This window comes from Enterobacter oligotrophicus (assembly GCF_009176645.1).
GTDB lineage: Bacteria > Pseudomonadota > Gammaproteobacteria > Enterobacterales > Enterobacteriaceae > Enterobacter > Enterobacter oligotrophicus.
The window spans coordinates 710,177-727,063 of sequence record NZ_AP019007.1 but is presented as its reverse complement, the minus strand read 5'-3'; the positions used below and the strand labels follow the sequence as shown (position 1 = coordinate 727,063).

At 54.4% G+C, this 16,887-nt stretch carries 18 protein-coding genes; 5 read left to right on the top strand and 13 right to left on the bottom strand.

Annotation, left to right across the window (positions count from 1 at the left end; genetic code table 11):
• From fliN to fliF, 9 genes are all read right to left on the bottom strand, one after another.
• Positions 1–414 (bottom strand): flagellar motor switch protein FliN, encoded by a 414-nt coding sequence (gene fliN, locus EoCCA6_RS03485; RefSeq protein ID WP_101737389.1) that lies wholly within the window; start codon positions 412–414, stop codon positions 1–3.
• Entirely contained in the window at positions 411–1,415 is a 1,005-nt protein-coding gene (fliM, locus tag EoCCA6_RS03480; protein WP_152081489.1) for a flagellar motor switch protein FliM, read from the bottom strand. Before fliM ends, fliN begins: the two co-directional genes overlap by 4 nt.
• A gap of 4 nt (positions 1,416–1,419) precedes the next feature.
• A complete protein-coding gene (gene fliL, locus EoCCA6_RS03475; RefSeq protein ID WP_152081488.1) occupies positions 1,420–1,890 on the bottom strand; it encodes a flagellar basal body-associated protein FliL in 471 nt (156 codons plus the stop codon).
• Positions 1,891–1,996: 106 nt separating this feature from the next.
• Positions 1,997–3,226: a flagellar hook length control protein FliK gene (gene fliK / locus EoCCA6_RS03470; RefSeq protein WP_152081487.1), complete on the bottom strand. Its 1,230-nt coding sequence runs from the start codon at positions 3,224–3,226 to the stop codon at positions 1,997–1,999.
• A complete protein-coding gene (gene fliJ, locus EoCCA6_RS03465) occupies positions 3,223–3,666 on the bottom strand; it encodes a flagellar export protein FliJ (RefSeq protein ID WP_152081486.1) in 444 nt (147 codons plus the stop codon). The genes fliK and fliJ overlap by 4 nt, the downstream gene beginning before the upstream one ends.
• A 21-nt stretch (positions 3,667–3,687) precedes the next feature.
• Positions 3,688–5,058: a flagellar protein export ATPase FliI gene (gene fliI, locus EoCCA6_RS03460; protein WP_152081485.1), complete on the bottom strand. Its 1,371-nt coding sequence runs from the start codon at positions 5,056–5,058 to the stop codon at positions 3,688–3,690.
• On the bottom strand, positions 5,058–5,765 hold the full coding sequence (gene fliH, locus EoCCA6_RS03455; RefSeq protein WP_152081484.1) for a flagellar assembly protein FliH: 708 nt from the start codon (positions 5,763–5,765) through the stop codon (positions 5,058–5,060). Before fliH ends, fliI begins: the two co-directional genes overlap by 1 nt.
• Complete coding sequence (fliG, locus tag EoCCA6_RS03450; RefSeq protein ID WP_152081483.1) at positions 5,758–6,756, bottom strand: flagellar motor switch protein FliG; 999 nt, start codon at positions 6,754–6,756, stop codon at positions 5,758–5,760. Before fliG ends, fliH begins: the two co-directional genes overlap by 8 nt.
• The gene (gene fliF, locus EoCCA6_RS03445) at positions 6,749–8,437 is read right to left on the bottom strand and encodes a flagellar basal-body MS-ring/collar protein FliF (RefSeq protein WP_152081482.1); all 1,689 of its coding nucleotides are present in this window, start codon (positions 8,435–8,437) and stop codon (positions 6,749–6,751) included. The genes fliG and fliF overlap by 8 nt, the downstream gene beginning before the upstream one ends.
• Positions 8,438–8,665: 228 nt before the next feature.
• On the opposite strand from fliF, the gene fliE reads away from it, so the two are divergent.
• Both fliE and yedD read left to right on the top strand, forming a co-directional pair.
• Positions 8,666–8,980 carry a flagellar hook-basal body complex protein FliE gene (gene fliE / locus EoCCA6_RS03440; protein WP_152081481.1) on the top strand — a complete coding sequence of 105 codons (315 nt, stop codon included), beginning with the start codon at positions 8,666–8,668 and terminating at the stop codon, positions 8,978–8,980.
• A 74-nt stretch (positions 8,981–9,054) separates the two neighbouring features.
• The gene (yedD, locus tag EoCCA6_RS03435) at positions 9,055–9,468 is read left to right on the top strand and encodes a lipoprotein YedD (RefSeq protein WP_152081480.1); all 414 of its coding nucleotides are present in this window, start codon (positions 9,055–9,057) and stop codon (positions 9,466–9,468) included.
• Positions 9,469–9,508: 40 nt separating this feature from the next.
• Here yedD and amyA read toward each other — a convergent pair whose 3' ends face one another.
• The 4 genes from amyA to fliD form a co-directional block, all read right to left on the bottom strand.
• Entirely contained in the window at positions 9,509–10,996 is a 1,488-nt protein-coding gene (gene amyA, locus EoCCA6_RS03430) for an alpha-amylase (protein ID WP_152081479.1), read from the bottom strand.
• 98 nt (positions 10,997–11,094) lie between these two features.
• Complete coding sequence (fliT, locus tag EoCCA6_RS03425) at positions 11,095–11,466, bottom strand: flagella biosynthesis regulatory protein FliT (protein WP_152081478.1); 372 nt, start codon at positions 11,464–11,466, stop codon at positions 11,095–11,097.
• Positions 11,466–11,876 (bottom strand): flagellar export chaperone FliS, encoded by a 411-nt coding sequence (fliS, locus tag EoCCA6_RS03420; RefSeq protein WP_152081477.1) that lies wholly within the window; start codon positions 11,874–11,876, stop codon positions 11,466–11,468. The genes fliT and fliS overlap by 1 nt, the downstream gene beginning before the upstream one ends.
• Positions 11,877–11,906: 30 nt before the next feature.
• Positions 11,907–13,322, bottom strand: a complete 1,416-nt coding sequence (gene fliD / locus EoCCA6_RS03415) for a flagellar filament capping protein FliD (RefSeq protein ID WP_152081476.1) — start codon at positions 13,320–13,322, stop codon at positions 11,907–11,909.
• Positions 13,323–13,591: 269 nt separating this feature from the next.
• On the opposite strand from fliD, the gene EoCCA6_RS03410 reads away from it, so the two are divergent.
• The 3 genes from EoCCA6_RS03410 (at position 13,592) to fliZ (ending at position 16,883) form a co-directional block, all read left to right on the top strand.
• The gene (locus tag EoCCA6_RS03410) at positions 13,592–15,394 is read left to right on the top strand and encodes a FliC/FljB family flagellin (protein ID WP_152081475.1); all 1,803 of its coding nucleotides are present in this window, start codon (positions 13,592–13,594) and stop codon (positions 15,392–15,394) included.
• Positions 15,395–15,557: 163 nt separating this feature from the next.
• Positions 15,558–16,277 carry an RNA polymerase sigma factor FliA gene (locus tag EoCCA6_RS03405; protein WP_152081474.1) on the top strand — a complete coding sequence of 240 codons (720 nt, stop codon included), beginning with the start codon at positions 15,558–15,560 and terminating at the stop codon, positions 16,275–16,277.
• Positions 16,278–16,331: 54 nt separating this feature from the next.
• Positions 16,332–16,883: a flagella biosynthesis regulatory protein FliZ gene (gene fliZ / locus EoCCA6_RS03400; protein ID WP_152081473.1), complete on the top strand. Its 552-nt coding sequence runs from the start codon at positions 16,332–16,334 to the stop codon at positions 16,881–16,883.
• Positions 16,884–16,887: the final 4 nt, after the last annotated feature.

Here is a 16,887-nt window from a genome sequence, read left to right as displayed (position 1 = left end):
TTAACGGCTCAGGCGACGCATACGTTCAGACGGCGTGATGATGTCGGTGATACGCACGCCATATTTGTCGGCCACGACCACGACTTCACCCTGCGCAATCAGATAACCGTTGATCAGGATATCCAGCGGCTCACCGGCCAGGCCGTCAAGCGCCACCACAGAACCCTGCGTCAGGCGCAGCAGCTCTTTGATGGTCATGCGGGTGCGACCCAGTTCAACGGTCAGCTTGACCGGGATATCCATAATCAGATCGATGTCCTGCAGCGTGCCGCTGACGTCGCCGCCGCCTAGCTGCTGGAATACCGCATCTGCCGCGCTTTTGCTCGGGGTGGTTTTTTGCTCGTTTAATGCGTCAGCCCACAGATCGTCCAGTGCTCCGCTGTTTTCATCGGACGGATTGTTCATGTCACTCATTTGGGCTGTTCCTCATTCAGCGAATTCAATATCGGGTTGATCAAGTGCTCAACGCGTAACGCATACTGACCGTTTATCGTGCCGTACTGGCTTGTCAGCACGGGTACGCCATCCACATGGGCAATAATGCGGTCGGGTTTGTCTATCGGCAGAACATCGCCGGGTTGTAATTTCAGGATCTGGGATAACCGCATGGAGATGTCGGCAAAATTCGCCACCAGCTCCAGCTGAGAGTGCTGCACCTGACGTACCAGGTTTTCACGCCAGTTCTGATCTTCATGACGTGAGTTCTCCAGTGGCGGGTTCACCAGCAGCTCGCGCAGCGGTTCAATCATGCTGAACGGCAGGCAGATATTGAACTCACCGGTCAGGTTACCAATCTCTACGTGAAACGGCGTGTTCACCACGATATCGTTCGGCGAGGTGGTGATGTTGGTGAACTTCACCTGCATCTCGGAACGGACGTACTCCACTTCCAGCGGGTTAATCGCTTTCCACGCGTCGCTGTAGGATTCCAGCGCCAGCTTCAGCATGCGGTTAATGACGCGCTGCTCGGTATGGGTAAATTCACGGCCTTCCACTTTGGTCGGGAAACGGCCATCGCCACCGAACAGGTTATCGACCGCAATGAACACCAGGCTCGGCGAAAACACCACCAGCCCGGTGCCGCGCAGCGGTTTCAGATGGATCAGGTTAAGGTTGGTTGGCACCGGCAGGTTGCGGGCAAACTCATGATACGGCTGAATGCGGATCGCACCGACCGTGATATCCGGGCTACGACGCAGCAGGTTAAACAGCCCCATACGGAACTGACGCGCAAAACGTTCGTTGATGATCTCCAGCGCCTGCAGACGTTCACGTACCACGCGACGCTGGGTATTCGGGTCATAGGGACGAATATCGCTATCGCCGCCAATACCCGGTTGCGGATCATCACTCTTATCGCTGTCGCCGTTAAGCAGCGCATCGATTTCTGCCTGAGAAAGAATACTGTCGCCCATGTCGTTACCGCAGTATGAAGGCTGTATACAGAACGTCAGTGACTTCCTGCTTAGGTTGGCCGTTTACCAGCGGTGTCGCCAGCGTCTGTTTAATGGCGTCGACCAGCTTTTGCTTGCCTTCATCGGTGGCAAGCGTCGAGGCATCCTGACGAGAGAACAGCAGCAGTAAACGGCTACGCACTTCAGGAAGATAATCGTTCAGACGAGAACGGGTTGCTTCGTCTTTCAGGCGCAGCGTAATCCCCACGTACAGCACACGATCCGCATCACCCAGGTTAACGGTGAACGTATCCAGTGGAAAGAATACCGGAGCCGGTGGTGGCGGGGGTTCTGCGTTGGCCGCCGTGGCGGCCGGTTCCTGCTGCATACGCCAGTAACTATAGCCCGCAGTAGCGCAGGCGGCGAGCGTGATCAACACCAGCAGCGGAACCCAGATGGAACGCTTACTTTTTTTGGTGATAGCGGAGTCAGTCATCTGATACGAGCTTCCTGTTTCGGTACAGCTTAATAAGGTGATTATCCCGTGTCCGGCTTAGGTCAAAGCGTGGAAAAGACGGAGATAATCACGTTACCTCTGGCGTTTAGGCGAAGATGTCTACGGCACTGTTGCCACGTGCGGCAGATTGCAGTGCGGCAGGCGTCGGCAATAACTCGTCGCTCTCTTCATTAAAGCCGCCATGCTGACCGGAACGCGACGCCTGCTGTTGCTGCTGAGAAGATGACTGCTGCTGCCCGGCGAAGCTCTCACTGCTGACGCTGCTTTGCGATAGCTGAATGCCATTTTCAGCAAGCTGAGTGCGCAGTATCGGCAGAGCCGCTTCCAGCGCGGCGCGCACATGGCTGTGTGGAGAAACCATCTGCAGCTGGGCCTGGTTATCATCCAGCTTGAGCGAAATTTGCACCTGACCCAGATCTTTCGGGTGCAGACGCAGTTCCGCTGTTTGTTGCCCTTGCTTAGTGAATAGCGTGATGTGCTGGCTCAGCGTCTGCTGCCATTCGCTGGTTCCGAGCGGCTGGCTCAGCACTGGCGCGGTAGCCACGGTTGCGGCAGGCTGTGCTGTCGCCTGGCTGCTGACAATCGGGGCCAGTGTTGAGGTCGGCGTCGTGGATGAGGCGTTACTTGCAATATCCTGCTTCTCAGCAACCACCGCCACGGCAGGTGTGACGGAGGCTGTAACCGGTTGTGAATCGTCTGGCGTCAGTGCCTGATAGGGAGACTGCGCTTTTTCATGCCCGGCAGTATTGTTCAGCGTCGCAGGCTGTTGACCGACGCCGGTCTGTGCCAGCGTCGACGTTGCAAGTGCTTTGGTGCTCACCCCATCGATGCCGCTGGCCTGTGGCGTCATCGCGGTGGCGGTCTGCTGGTGTGGCAGCATCGCCATCAGTGCACTTAAGCCTGCCAGCTCTTCTTCATTCAGCTCGGTTTTACGCTCATCCTGGGGTGCTGCGCCGGTCAATGATTTCAGGGCGTCGCTGTGTGTCGTCGGGACCAATCCGGAAATCAGCGTCTGCAGCGCATTGGTTTGCGCAGCGTCATCGCCGGTCAGGGTATCCTGACGCGAAAGCAGGTCGGCAATTTTTGCCTGCAGGGTGGCCTCGCCATCTTCCTTCTGCGCCGCTTTCGCCAGCTTGCTTCCGGCGGCTTTCAGGTCAGCCAGGGTCAGCGTCGCATCCTTGCCCTGACCAGTGGCGTCGGTAAGCGCGCCCGCCAGCAGGGAGAGAAAATCTTGTGCACCCTCGGTGCCTTTCCCCATCTGCGTGCTGCCTGACAGGTCACTGTCGGTCATCAGCAGTTGTTGCAGTGTGATCATTCCGGTTTCCTCATTGATGCGCGCTGGGCAAACTCATCCATTTTTTTCTGATCCAGGCGGTTTTCCGCCAGGGTTGTCGCGGCTACCTGCCGGTCCTGTAACGTTTGCCAGGCCTGCAGCCGCTGTTTTTTCTCGCGCCAGAAATTCAGCGCGTTATCGACTTTTTCAGTCCACTGGTTTAGCTGCTGGCGATGCTGCTCTATCGCCTTTTCCAGCGTCTGGATAAACTGCTGATAGTTAATCCAGCGCTGGCTGCCAATGCCCTTTGTCATATCGGTATTAAGGTTGGTGCGATATTCATGCTGATAGTCAATTAACATCTTCAACTGTTCTTCAGCCTGCTGACATCCGCGTCGCATTGCGCCAAGCTGCAATGCGGCATCATCAACTTCTTTTTCAGCCAGATCTTTTAGCGTTGATAACGCGCTGTTTTGCGCCATGACCTTCGCCCTCCACCTGTGTTACACCTGCGGGAAAATCAGTTCCAGAGCCTGAATTGAGTCTTCCCAGTCGGCGCGTTCAAAAATGCCTTGTTGCAAAAACGCCTCCAGCTGTGGCCACAGGGCAATCGCTTTGTCGAGCATTGGGTCGCTGCCTTTGGCATACGCCCCAACGCTCACCAGATCGCGGTTACGCTGGAAGCTGGAGAGCAGTTGTTTGAAGTTACGCACGCGGGCGTAGTGCTTCTCGGTGATCAGTGCCGTCATGGCGCGGCTGATTGAGGCTTCGATATCAATGGCCGGATAGTGCCCGGCTTCGGCCAGACGGCGCGATAACACAATATGACCGTCGAGGATTGCACGCGCGGAGTCGGCAATCGGGTCTTGCTGGTCATCGCCTTCGGTCAGTACCGTATAAAACGCCGTGATGGAGCCACCGCCGCTAATGCCGTTTCCGGCGCGTTCAACCAGGGCGGGCAGTTTGGCGAAGACAGAAGGCGGGTAGCCTTTGGTCGCCGGTGGCTCGCCGATAGCCAGCGCGATTTCACGCTGTGCCATCGCGTAACGGGTCAGGGAGTCCATGATCAGCAACACATGCTGGCCACGGTCGCGGAAATCTTCGGCGATACGGGTAGCGTATGCGGCACCCTGCATACGCAGCAGCGGCGATACGTCGGCAGGTGCGGCGATGACCACCGAGCGGGCACGGCCTTCCGCACCCAGAATGTTTTCGATGAAATCTTTTACTTCGCGGCCACGTTCGCCGATCAGACCGACGACAATCACATCCGCCTGGGTATAGCGCGCCATCATGCCGAGAAGGACGGATTTCCCCACGCCGGAACCTGCAAACAGGCCCATACGTTGCCCACGCCCAACGGTCAGCAGGGCATTAATCGGACGCACGCCGGTATCCAGCACATGCTCGATAGGGGTACGTTGCAACGGGTTAAACGGCTGAGTAATCAGCGCGCCGGTTTCGGTGGTGTCCGGGGAGGGCAGACCGTCGAGCGGTTTGCCGCTTCCGTCCAGCACGCGCCCCAGCAGCGCCGGGCCCAGCGGCAACTGTTTGCCACTTTGCAAACCATCGCCGGAATTGTTTTTCGCGTAGACGCGCGCGCCGGGCAGAATGCCTTCGACTTCCTCAAGCGGCATCAGGAACAGGCGCTGGCCGTTGAAACCGACCACTTCGCTTTCCACTTCGCGCGTTTCCAGCCGGTCCTGGCGCTCTATCACGCAGGTGGCACCCAGCGGAAGCTGCAGGCCCGTTGCTTCCAGCACCAGACCGGTCGCGCGGGTTAACCGACCGTAACGACGCACAGAGGGCAGTTGTGCCATCTTCGCTTCGAAATTATCAAGCGTATTGAGCCAGCGGGTGAGGCGAGCGGTCATCAGATGACTCCCGGTGCCGCCAGGCGGCACAGTTCCTGCCAGCGGGTGGCAACGCTGGCATCGAGATCGCCTTCATCGGCAGAGACTTTGCAGCCGCCGTGATGCAGCGAGGGGTCGCCGCGCAGCCGCCAGCCGTGCAGGCTGAGGGTTGCACCGAGGCTCTCTTCAACGCGCTGTAAATCATCAGGGTGAACGCGCAACTGCGGTTTTCCGCTGAACAGCGGCTCCTGCTGGAGCAGCCCCTGGATCTGTTTGATGAGTGCGGCGTTATCCACCACGGGCGTCTGGCCGATCACCTGACGGGCCGCTTCCAGCGCCATTTGCATCAGGCGTGAGGCAATCACGCTGTCCAGCGCGTCCAGCGTGTGCTGGAATTCGCTGACCAGTTGCTGCATGCGGGCGTGAAGCGGTGCCTGCTGCTGACGCGCCTGTTCAATGCCTTGCTCTAAACCTTTTGCCAGACCTTCCTGATAACCCTGTTCCTGTCCTTTCTGGCGGCCTTCATTCAGCCCTGCATTAAAACCCTGCTCATGCGCCTGCATTTGCAGCTGTGCCAGCATCTGGGCTCGTTGCTCCTCTTCGCTCAGCGAAGGCTCGTCAGTGTCTGAGTCGCCCGTTTCGGGCGACATCATGGCAGGCGTGAATTCAGAGAGAGGAGGGGCCAGATCGTCGGGCGTCCAGCGTTTCCACGACAGCTCATCAGACATAGGTGTCGTCTCCGCTGCCAATCACCATCTCGCCGGTTTCCGCCAGACGACGAACAATAAGCAGGATCGCTTTCTGTTCGTTTTCCACCTGAGACAGACGGACCGGGCCGCGGTTGGCAAGGTCGTCGCGCAGGATATCTGCCGCACGCTGAGACATGTTGCGCAGGAATTTCTCGCGCAGTGGCTGTTCGGCACCTTTGAGGGCGATAAGCAGCGATTCGGAGTCCACTTCCTGGAGCAGACGCTGGATGCTGCGATCGTCCACTTCGACCAGGTTTTCGAACAGGAACATCTCGTCGATAATTTTCTGCGCCAGTTCGCCGTCGAACTCGCGAACCGCCGTGATAACCGCTTCTTCCTGCTGCGTTTTCATCAGGTTGATGATCTCGGCCGCCGTTCTCACGCCGCCCATTTTGCTGCGCTTGAGGTTCTGGCCGTCGAGCAGGTTGTTCAGCACTTCGGTCAGTTCCGCCAGTGCGGCTGGCTGGACACCACCAAAGGTGGCGATACGCAGCATTACATCGTGACGCAGACGCTCTTCGAACAGCGCCAGAATATCGGCCGCCTGGCCCCGTTTGAGGTGTACCAGAATGGTGGCGATAATCTGCGGGTGCTCGTCGCGAATAAGGTCGGCGGCACTCTGCGGCTCCATAAAGTTGAGCGTCTCGATACCGCTGGCGGTATCGCGGGTTTCCAGAATATCTTCCAGCAGGCTGGCGGCACGTTCTTCGCCCAGCGCCTTGACCAGCACGGAGCGCAGATATTCGTTGGCGTTGACGTTGAGCGCGGCAAACTGTTCGGCTTCCTGCTCAAACTCAGCCAGTACGTCGGTCAGCTGTTTGTTGGAGATCTGACGCACGCTCGCCATCGCCGCACTGAGGATTTGTACTTCCCGCTGGGAGAGGTGTTTAAACACCTCTGCCGCACGGTCTTCACCAATGGTCATCAGCAGGATGACGCTTTTTTCAGTACCTGTAAGCGTATTACTCATGTTCGTTACCCATCCAGCTGCGGATGACCAGCGCAACGACGCGCGGATCGTTATCTGACATTTCGCGAATACGCTGGCTCATAACCTCAGCGCCCATGCGCTGGTTAGCACGGCGCTGCTGCATTTGTTCGTCTTTGCTGAGGCGAACTTCAACGGCTTCTTCGACATCTTCACGCGCATTCAATTGTTCCAGCGCGGCTTTCTCTGCTTCAGCACGGCGCTGGAGCTGCGGGCGAATGCCCTTACGCCACAGCAGCCACGCGACAATCAGCACCAGTAACCAACGGCCTGCGGACATCAGCTGGTCGATAAACGCCTGCTGTTGCCAGAACGGCAGTTCGCCACCCGTTTCATCAACCGAGTTGAACGGAGAGTTCACCACGTTGAGGGTATCGCCACGTTTTTCGGAATAGCCCATCGCTTCGCGGGTCAGGTCTTCGATCTGTTTCATCTGCTCGGCGGTCAGCGGCAGCGGTTTACCATCCGGCAACGTTTTGTAATTCACCACGACGGCAACAGAGAGGCGCTGAATATCGCCCACGTTCAGTTTCGTGTGGCGGATAGTACGGTCAACTTCGTAGTTCGTTGTTTCGTTGCGGCTGCTGTTACGTGGCACGCCGTTATTCGCCGTTGACGTCGTCTGCTGATTATTTTGCTGGCCATTCTGCTGGTTTTGGTTGGCAGCAGGCGTGGTGATAGGCGCAGCGTTAGCCGGAGCCGGTTGGTTCGAGAGCGCACCCGGAACACCTCCAGGATAAGGGCCTCCCACCTGTTCGTTCTCATTGATCTGGCGGGAGCGCATCACGGCCTGAGACGGATTACCGTTCGGGCTGTACTGCTCTTCAGTCTGTTCTTTATTGGCGAAGTCAATCTGCGCGGTAACCTGGGCGTGAACGTTGCTGTTGCCCACTACCGGGCCGAGGATCGCTTCGATACGACGCTGCAGGCGGCCTTCCACATCAGCAGCATATTTTAACTGAGCATCATTCAGGTCACGGCCTGCGCTGTTGTTTTGTGTCAGCAGATGTCCGCTCTGATCGACCAGCGTTACATTACCCGGCGGTAAACCGGCGACCGCACTGGACACCAGATGCGTAACGGCACTGATTTGCCCTTCGTCAAGCGCACGACCCGGTTCGAGATTGACGGTCACTGAGGCCGAAGGCGATTTTTGTTCACGAACAAACAGAGACGGTTTAGGCATCGCCAGGTGCACGCGGGCACTCTTGACCGGGCCTAAGGTTTCAATGGTACGGGCCAGCTCGCCTTCCAGTGCACGCTGGTAGTTAACCTGCTCGCTGAACTGGCTGATACCGAATTTTTCTTGATCCAGCAGTTCAAAGCCCACCGCGCCACCTTTTGGCAGACCCTGTTGCGCCAGGCGCAGGCGCAGCTCATGAACTTTATCTGCCGGAACTTCAAGCGCACCGCCGTTATCGGCGAAGCGATACGGGATGTTCATCTGGGTGAGTTGGGTGACGATGGCACCGCCATCCTGATCGGAAAGGTTACTGTAAAGCGTGCGGTAATCAGGGCTTTTTGCCCACAGGACCATCGCTACAAGGATCGCAATGGCGGCGGCACCTGCCACGATCAGCGGGATTTTAGGGTTCGCGCGAAGGCGGTTCATCCACTCGAGTGATTTATTTTGTGGCGCTGTCGATGCTGCTGTCGCACTCATTGCGCACCTCTTAAATCCTGGTGGTTTACGTTATTCGTGTAGAGAAACAAAACTGACTCCCGGGTCGGCAAACACGACAAAAGTTCCATAGTGATGGCCCTGCCATTATTTGATGATTCAGAATTTTCTATGCGTCAAATAACCTGGTTTTTTCATGCTATTTACCGCCATTATCTTATTGACAAGCTGTTAGTCTTGACCGCGTAAAAAACCATCCAGGGGAAAGTCATGGCTATACAGGGCATTGAAGGGGTCATCAGTCAGTTGCAGGCAACGGCGATGACGGCCCGTAATCAGAACGTGATGGACGAACAGCCGACCATCAGCTTTGCGGGGCAACTGAACGCCGCGCTTGACCGTATTAGCGAAAAACAGACTGCGGCGCGTACTCAGGCGGAAAAATTTACCCTTGGTGAACCGGGCGTGGCGCTGAACGATGTGATGGCCGATCTGCAAAAAGCGTCGGTTTCTCTGCAGATGGGGCTTCAGGTGCGTAATAAGCTGGTGTCGGCGTACCAGGAAGTGATGGGCATGCAGGTTTAAAACGGCGGATCTTACGCTGGCAGCCTTACCGCTTTAATGCCACAATATTTTTTTCTTCGCATGCAGGAAACATGATGAAAAAAATAGCAATTGCTGGCGTGCTGCTGGCCTTGACCGGATGCGTTCAGGTTGATAACTATCAGGCCGTCATTAAGCATCCGGTGCCGTCAAATCTGGCCGGATACTGGCAGTCAAAAGGACCGCAAAGCCGTATGGTAAGCCCGGAAGCAATCGCCACACTGGTGGTGACGGAAGAGGGTGATACGCTGGATTGCCGTCAGTGGCAGCGCGTGGTGGCCGTGCCGGGTAAGATTATGCTGCGTTCGGACAGCTACTATAACGTGACCCGTAAACTCGATGTCTATCCGCTTGAGCGCGAGGGGACTACGCTTGAATACGACGGGATGGCGCTGCAAAAAGTTGACCGCCCGACCGTGGAGTGCGCTGACTACCTGAGCAAAAATCCGCTGGAGAGTCAGCTGCCTTAACGTTTTTGCCGGGTAGCGCTCGCCGCTACCCGGCTCCTGTCTACAGTACATCCTCTATGACCCACACGCTGACACTTCCGCCGTTACAGAAGAACGTCCCTTCGCCGTCGGCTGCTGTGGTGACCGTCTCTTCCCGGTTTCCGAGAAAATCACGCCATGTCTTGTTGCCGTAATTTTCACCCAGGCAGATCACCTTTTCCCCGTCGTCGCCATTCGACAGTACCACGACGCACCCTGGCGACTCATCTGTACCGCTGCGGCTAAACGCGATGCAGTTCGGGTGGTCAAAAAAGAGTGTCTGTACGCCGTGGGCGAAGCGCTGACGGGCCAGGATCAGCTCGTGCAGTTGCTCGATAACGGGCATGTCGATGTGGTACGTTTCGCCATCGCCGCCGGTGTCGTCGTAACTGGCTCCGAAGAGATCGGGGTAAAAAACGCTTGGGACTCCGTTCTCCCGTAGCAGGATCAGCGCATAGGCCAGCGGTTTGAACCAGGCCTCGACAGGGGCTTCCAGCGCCTGCAAAGGTTGGGTGTCATGGTTGGCAACCAGCGTTACCGCATGGAACGGATCGGCTTCCACCAGCGTTCCGGTAAATATCTGGCTCATGTCGTAGTCGCGGCCCTGACGCGACGCTTCATGGAACTTCATCTGCAGCGGCGCATCGAACAACATGGTTTTGCCGTCAACCTGATCGATGTAGTTCTGCAGCTTATCCACTTCATGCGACCAGTATTCCGCAACAATGAACAGCGGTTGTTCTGCAACTTCCTGTACGTGCTCAATCCACTCTTTATAAAACCAGGCCGGAATGTGTTTTACCGCATCCAGACGAAAACCGTCGCAGCGCGTTTGTTCCATCACCCAGCGCGCCCAGTATTTAATCTCCTCGGTTACCGCGTGATTGCGAAAGTCGATGTTCTCACCCATCAGGTAATCGAAATTACCCATTTCATCATCGACCTGATCGTTCCAGCCTTCGCCGGTATAGTCGTTGACGATTTTAAAGATGCCGTCTTCATCAGGGTTTTCAATGTGATCGACGCCGCTGAAACATTTAAAATCCCAGATGAATGCCGAATACTCTCCGGCACGGGCAGGGAAGGTGTAGCGTGTCCAGGCCTCACACTCGATGATCTCGTCCTCGATTTGTGTGCGATCTTGCTCATTGACCCGCTGCACGCGAATTGACTCTTTCTCATCGGCCCCCATTTTATGATTCACCACGACGTCCAGCAGCACTGCAATGTGATTGCTTTTCAGGGCATCAATCGCTTCCAGTAGCTGGGCTTTATCACCGTATTTGGTGGCAACGGTGCCTTTCTGATCAAACTCGCCGAGATCAAACAGATCGTAAGAGTCATATCCGACGGAATGACCGCCCGATGCGCCTTTGTACGCGGGAGGCAGCCAGATCATATTAATGCCGATTTCGTTGAGGTTAGGGGCTAAAGCTGTAACTTCCCGCCACAGTTCACCGCCAGCGGGGTAATACCAGTGAAAGCACTGCAGTAAGGTTGGATTGCGCATGCACCATCTCCATGAGGTCGCGAAACTCAAGTATGGAGCAGGTTTTGCAGAAATGCCTGGCGAACGAAGCGCGTAATGTTCGTTCGCCAGGTAAGAAGCTAATTTATATCGATATTGCTCTGCGGGACCAGGACATGGCCGCCCTGGTTGCTATAGGTGGAGAGAACCGTTTTCTGGATGGACGATTGGCCTACCAGCTTTGCCAGCTCGTCCATTCGGGTTTGCAGCAGCGCTTTCACCTGGGTTTCATTATCCAGGATCACGCGCAGCGTGGGACGAAGCTGCTCCTGCAATTGGCCTGAAGGTTCAATCTCCTGCGTGAGACGAGCCAGCGAGTGCACCGCATTGACATAATCGGTTTCACAGGTAATGAGGTCATCCCATAAGCCCTGGCGAGCCAGTCGCAACATCAACTGGCTCTGCTCAAGGAGTTGCTGATAAAGGGTATAGAGTTGCGGTGCATTACTCATTAGACGGCGTCCTGAATCAGTTTTGGCGTACCGGCAACCTCCTTCCACCCGTCAGCGATATTGCGCAGCAAGGTTTCCACCTCTTCGATGGCGCTGGCGTCGTTATTCACGTTGGCGTGCAGGAGTCGGCGTACCATATAGGCATAAAGGGCAATCAGGTTTTGTGTCAGCTCATCACCATTTTCTTCAACCAGCCCAATTTTGAGCCCGTTCTCGATAATATTGATGGCTTTCGAAAGCGCTTGCCCTTTTGCCGGGATATTGCCGTCCTGCAAGAACAGACGCGCGCGTACCAGCGCGCTGAGGGCACCATCAAATAGCATGATAACCAGCTGCTGCTGGCTGGCGCTCATCACCGCGCTTTCAACTTCTATTTTTGCGTAGGCTTGCGTGCCTTTTGCGCCGTACATGTTATCCCCCTCGGGTCTGATTAGCGTTTACTACTTGCTGCTGGACGATGTGTTTTCGAACTGCTGCGTCAGATAGCTGCTGGTGTTGTTCAGTGAGGTCATCAGTACGTCCAGCTGAGTAAACTGGGCTTTGTACTGCGCCACGGTCGCATCAATACGTTCGCTCACGGCGTTGTATTGATCCGTCAGATTGTTCAGCGTTTTACTGACGCCGTCTTTGGCCGCCTGAATAATGCCTTTGCTTGAAAGCCAGTCGGTCAGGTTGGTGGCCATGCTGGTGGTGATACCGGTGGTTTTACCGTCACCGACAACCAGATCTTTTACGGCTGCCGGATTATCGGTCAGCGCTTTTTCAAGTTTGGTACTGTCCAGCTCCAGCTTGCCGGAACTTGGGTCAGTGGTAATGCCCAGTTGCGACAACGTTTTATACGCTGTACCGCCAACGGTGTTGCTCAGCATGGTTTTCAACTGCGTCTGAATGGTGCGCAACGTGCTGTCGCCGAGCAGGGCACCGTTGCTGGTGTTCTGCGTGCTAGTCCCTGCTTCAACCGCGGTATATTTTGTTAATGTCGCGAAGTTGTCCTGAAGCGTGTTATACGCATCCACCCAGGCTTTCATCGCCGTTTCGGCTTTAGAGGTGTCCTTGGTGATCGTCAGCGTCTGGTTGCCGGTGGTCACGTCATTCAGATTCAGGGTGATATCTTCCAGCGCATCACTGATGGTGTTGCTGCTGTTTTCGATATCAACGTTGTTCACCTTCAGCTTCGCGTTTTGCGCGGTGACGCTTTCGGTCATGCCGTTGCTGGCATCGGTGCTGGTGCCGTTGTAACCCATGAAGGATTGCAGGGCGCTGTCACCGCTTACGCTGATGCTGACGGCATTGTCCGCACCGGTTTCGGTGGAGGTGATGGACAGGCGATACTGACCATTACCGACGTTAATAATACTGGCGGTCACACCGGCATCGGCTTTGTTAATGGCATCGCGAATGCCAGACAGCGAGGAGTTCGCTGCGCTGATATCCACCGTAACCGGATCTTTACCATTACCCGCCGTAAAGGTGATTTTGCTGTCCGTTGTGGCAATCGCCGTTTTGCTGTCGGCCTGGGTGTTTTTGGTGGTCAGCGTTTGCGCCTGCGCCAGCTGTGACACGCTGATAGTATATTTTCCGGCAATCGCGCTGCCGGTTGTGGTGGCGCTAAATGCCGTAGTGCTGCTTGCCGTGCTGGTTGCCGTAAACAGGTCGGCTTTATTCAGTGCGGTATTTGCAGTCTGGAACGCTTCCAGCGAACTTTTTAACGTGCCGTAAGCGCTTAGCTTGGCGGTATAAGATGACTGCTGATTCGAAATCGGCGTCAACTGGGCTTTTTCAGCTGCTGTCAGGCTGTCCAGAATATCTGCTAATTGAAGCCCTGAACCGATTCCCAATGATGAAATACTTGCCATATTTATTCCTTAATCTATCGACACGTAGAACGAATAGTGGGGTTATCGGCTTTAATGGCGGAAAGTTTACGGTTAAATTCTTTTTTTTAATGGCAGGAATAACGCTAATAGAGAAGAGTATTTCAGTGGCTAAAAAAATTATCGAGATCCTGAAAAAAAATCTAAAGGTTGTTTTGGACCAGACGATAACACCTTTGACGGCGATGAAGCCGAAGGGTGGAAACCCAAATCTAACCAAACAGATTTGATGAACAACAGGAAACGTAATCATGGCACAAGTCATTAATACCAACAGCCTCTCGCTGATCACTCAGAACAACATCAACAAGAACCAGTCTGCGCTTTCTACTTCTATCGAACGTCTGTCTTCGGGCCTGCGTATTAACAGCGCAAAAGATGATGCGGCGGGCCAGGCGATTGCTAACCGCTTCACGTCTAACATTAAAGGCTTGACTCAGGCTGCACGTAACGCCAACGACGGTATCTCTCTGGCGCAGACCACTGAAGGCGCACTGTCTGAAATCAACAACAACTTGCAGCGTATCCGTGAGCTGACAGTACAGTCATCTACCGGTACCAACTCCGATTCCGATCTGGCTTCAATCCAGGACGAAATTAAATCTCGTCTGGACGAAATTGATCGCGTGTCTGGTCAGACTCAGTTTAACGGCGTGAACGTTCTTGCAAAAGACGGTTCCATGAAAATTCAGGTTGGTGCGAACGATGGTCAAACCATCACTATCGATCTGAAAAAAATCGACTCTGACACTCTGGGTCTGAATGGTTTTAACGTGAACGGTTCCGGCACTGTTAATAACAAAGCAGCTACCGTCAGCAACCTTACTGCAGCTGGTGCGACCGAAACTGCAACAGGTTCTGGTCTCTACAATCTGACGACTAAGAATGATGCTGTAACTGCATCTGATGCTTTCTCTAAACTGAGCACTGGCGATACCGTATCCATCAAAACATATGTTGATGGCGGTGCTGGTGATATTACTACGAACTATACCTATGATGCGGCTAAAGGTAACTTCAGCTACGCGGCAAGCGTTGATAACGCAGATGTTACTGCCTTCGCGCAAAAACTGGTTCCTGCGTCAGGTTCTCAGTCTGGGGTATATACAGCATCTAATGGTACTACTGCCAGCGTTAAGTTTGACGTTGATGCTAATGGTAAAATCACTATTGGTGGTCAAGACGCCTTCCTTGATACTGCAGGTAACCTGACAACCAGCAATGCTGGTGGTACCGGTACTGCGGCTACTCTGGATGGTCTCATGCAGGCCTCTGCAGATGCAGCAAAAGCTACTACTGGTGCATATACCTCTTCCGTAAGCCTGAGTGGTACTACTTATAACTTTACTGATGCCACTGATGGTAACATGACCTACACTGCCACCATCTCTAAAGATGAAGTGATGGCTAAAGTAGGAAGCACTGATACTGCCTCAACTGTTGCTGGTGCAGCAACGGCGTCAACTGTTAATTATGCGTCTGGTGTTCTCTCTGGTTCAATTACCTTTAACAGCACAGGTGCTGACGTTGGTAAAGCAGATGCAACTTATAAAGATGCAAGCGGCAACTTTACCAGTGTGAAGGAATTCACCACACAGTATAAAGTGGACAGAGATACCGGGGCAGTTAGCGTTAATGCTAACCTGCTTGGTGATGGTACTGCTGGTACTGTTGATGACAGCAACAGCAATCCATTCGCTAAAGCCGTTGGCTCAGCAGCATATGTAACTTCTGGCGGTAAAATTACCTCTGAAGCAACTACTGCGGGTACTGCCACCACTGATCCTCTTAAGGCGCTGGACGATGCGATCAGCTCTATTGATAAATTCCGTTCATCACTGGGTGCGATCCAGAACCGTCTGGGCTCTGCTGTAACCAACCTGAACAACACCACCACCAACCTGTCTGAAGCGCAGTCCCGTATTCAGGACGCCGACTATGCGACCGAAGTGTCCAACATGTCTAAAGCGCAGATCATCCAGCAGGCCGGTAACTCCGTGCTGTCCAAAGCTAACCAGGTTCCTCAGCAGGTTCTGTCTCTGCTGCAGGGCTAATCGCCTGAATAAGCTCAAACCCCGCTTCGGCGGGGTTTTTTTCCTCTCTATATTATTTGTAACCCCTAAATAACCCCTCATTTCACCCACTATTCACCCGATTAAAACCCCTGCAGAATCGGATAATCATGCCGATAACTCAATTAATGCAGGGCTGTTTATCGTGAATTCACTCTATACCGCTGAAGGTGTAATGGATAAACACTCGCTGTGGCAGCGTTATGTCCCGCTGGTGCGTCACGAAGCATTGCGCCTCCAGGTGCGTTTGCCGGCGAGCGTGGAACTGGACGATCTGCTACAGGCGGGCGGTATCGGGTTATTGAATGCAGTTGACCGATACGACGCTCTGCAAGGAACGGCATTTACGACTTACGCAGTTCAGCGTATTCGTGGTGCGATGCTGGACGAGCTGCGCAGCCGCGACTGGGTGCCGCGCAGTGTTCGCCGCAACGCGCGCGAAGTGGCGCATGCGATGGGGCAGCTGGAACAGGAACTGGGACGCAACGCGACGGAAACAGAAGTGGCGGAGCGTCTTGGGATCGCTGTTGAAGAGTATCGTCAGATGTTGCTCGACACCAATAATAGCCAACTCTTCTCTTATGATGAGTGGCGAGAAGAGCATGGCGATAGTATCGAGCTGGTGACGGATGAGCATCAGCAAGAAAACCCGTTACACCATTTACTGGAAGGTAATTTACGCCAGCGCGTAATGGAAGCCATTGAAGCGCTACCAGAACGCGAACAGCTGGTGTTGACCCTCTATTACCAGGAAGAACTTAATCTCAAAGAGATTGGTGCGGTGCTGGAAGTAGGGGAGTCGCGGGTTAGCCAGCTGCACAGTCAGGCCATTAAACGCCTGCGCACGAAACTGGGTAAGTTATAGGTGATTGATTCACCTGAAAAATGCCGCACAACGTATTGACAACCAGGAGTTATCATGACGGTGCAGCAATCTAAAAGACGGCCTTTAAGCCGCTACCTGAAAGACTTTAAACACAGCCAGACGCATTGCGCCCACTGTAATAAATTACTCGACCGTATCACGCTGGTTCGTCGTGGCGAAATCGTGAATAAGATTGCGATTTCGCGTCTCGACACGTTGATGGATGAGGCTGCGTGGCTCGAAGAGCAAAAAGAGTGGGTAGCGCTTTGCCGTTTCTGTGGCGATCTCCACTGCAAAGAGCAAAGCGACTTCTTTGACATTATCGGCTTTAAACAATTCCTGTTTGAACAAACGGAGATGAGCCACGGCACCGTGCGCGAATATGTGGTTCGCCTGCGTCGTCTCGGCCAGCATCTGACCGTGCAAAACATTTCTCGCGATCTGCTTAAAACCGGGTATCTGGATGAAAATCTGGAGCCGTGGTTACCTGCGACCAGCACCAACAATTACCGAATTGCGCTGCGCAAGTATGCACAATATAAGGTCCAAATGCCGGGTGCGGTAAAGCAGAAAGTCCACACCGGGACAACTTCTGATATATATTAAAAAT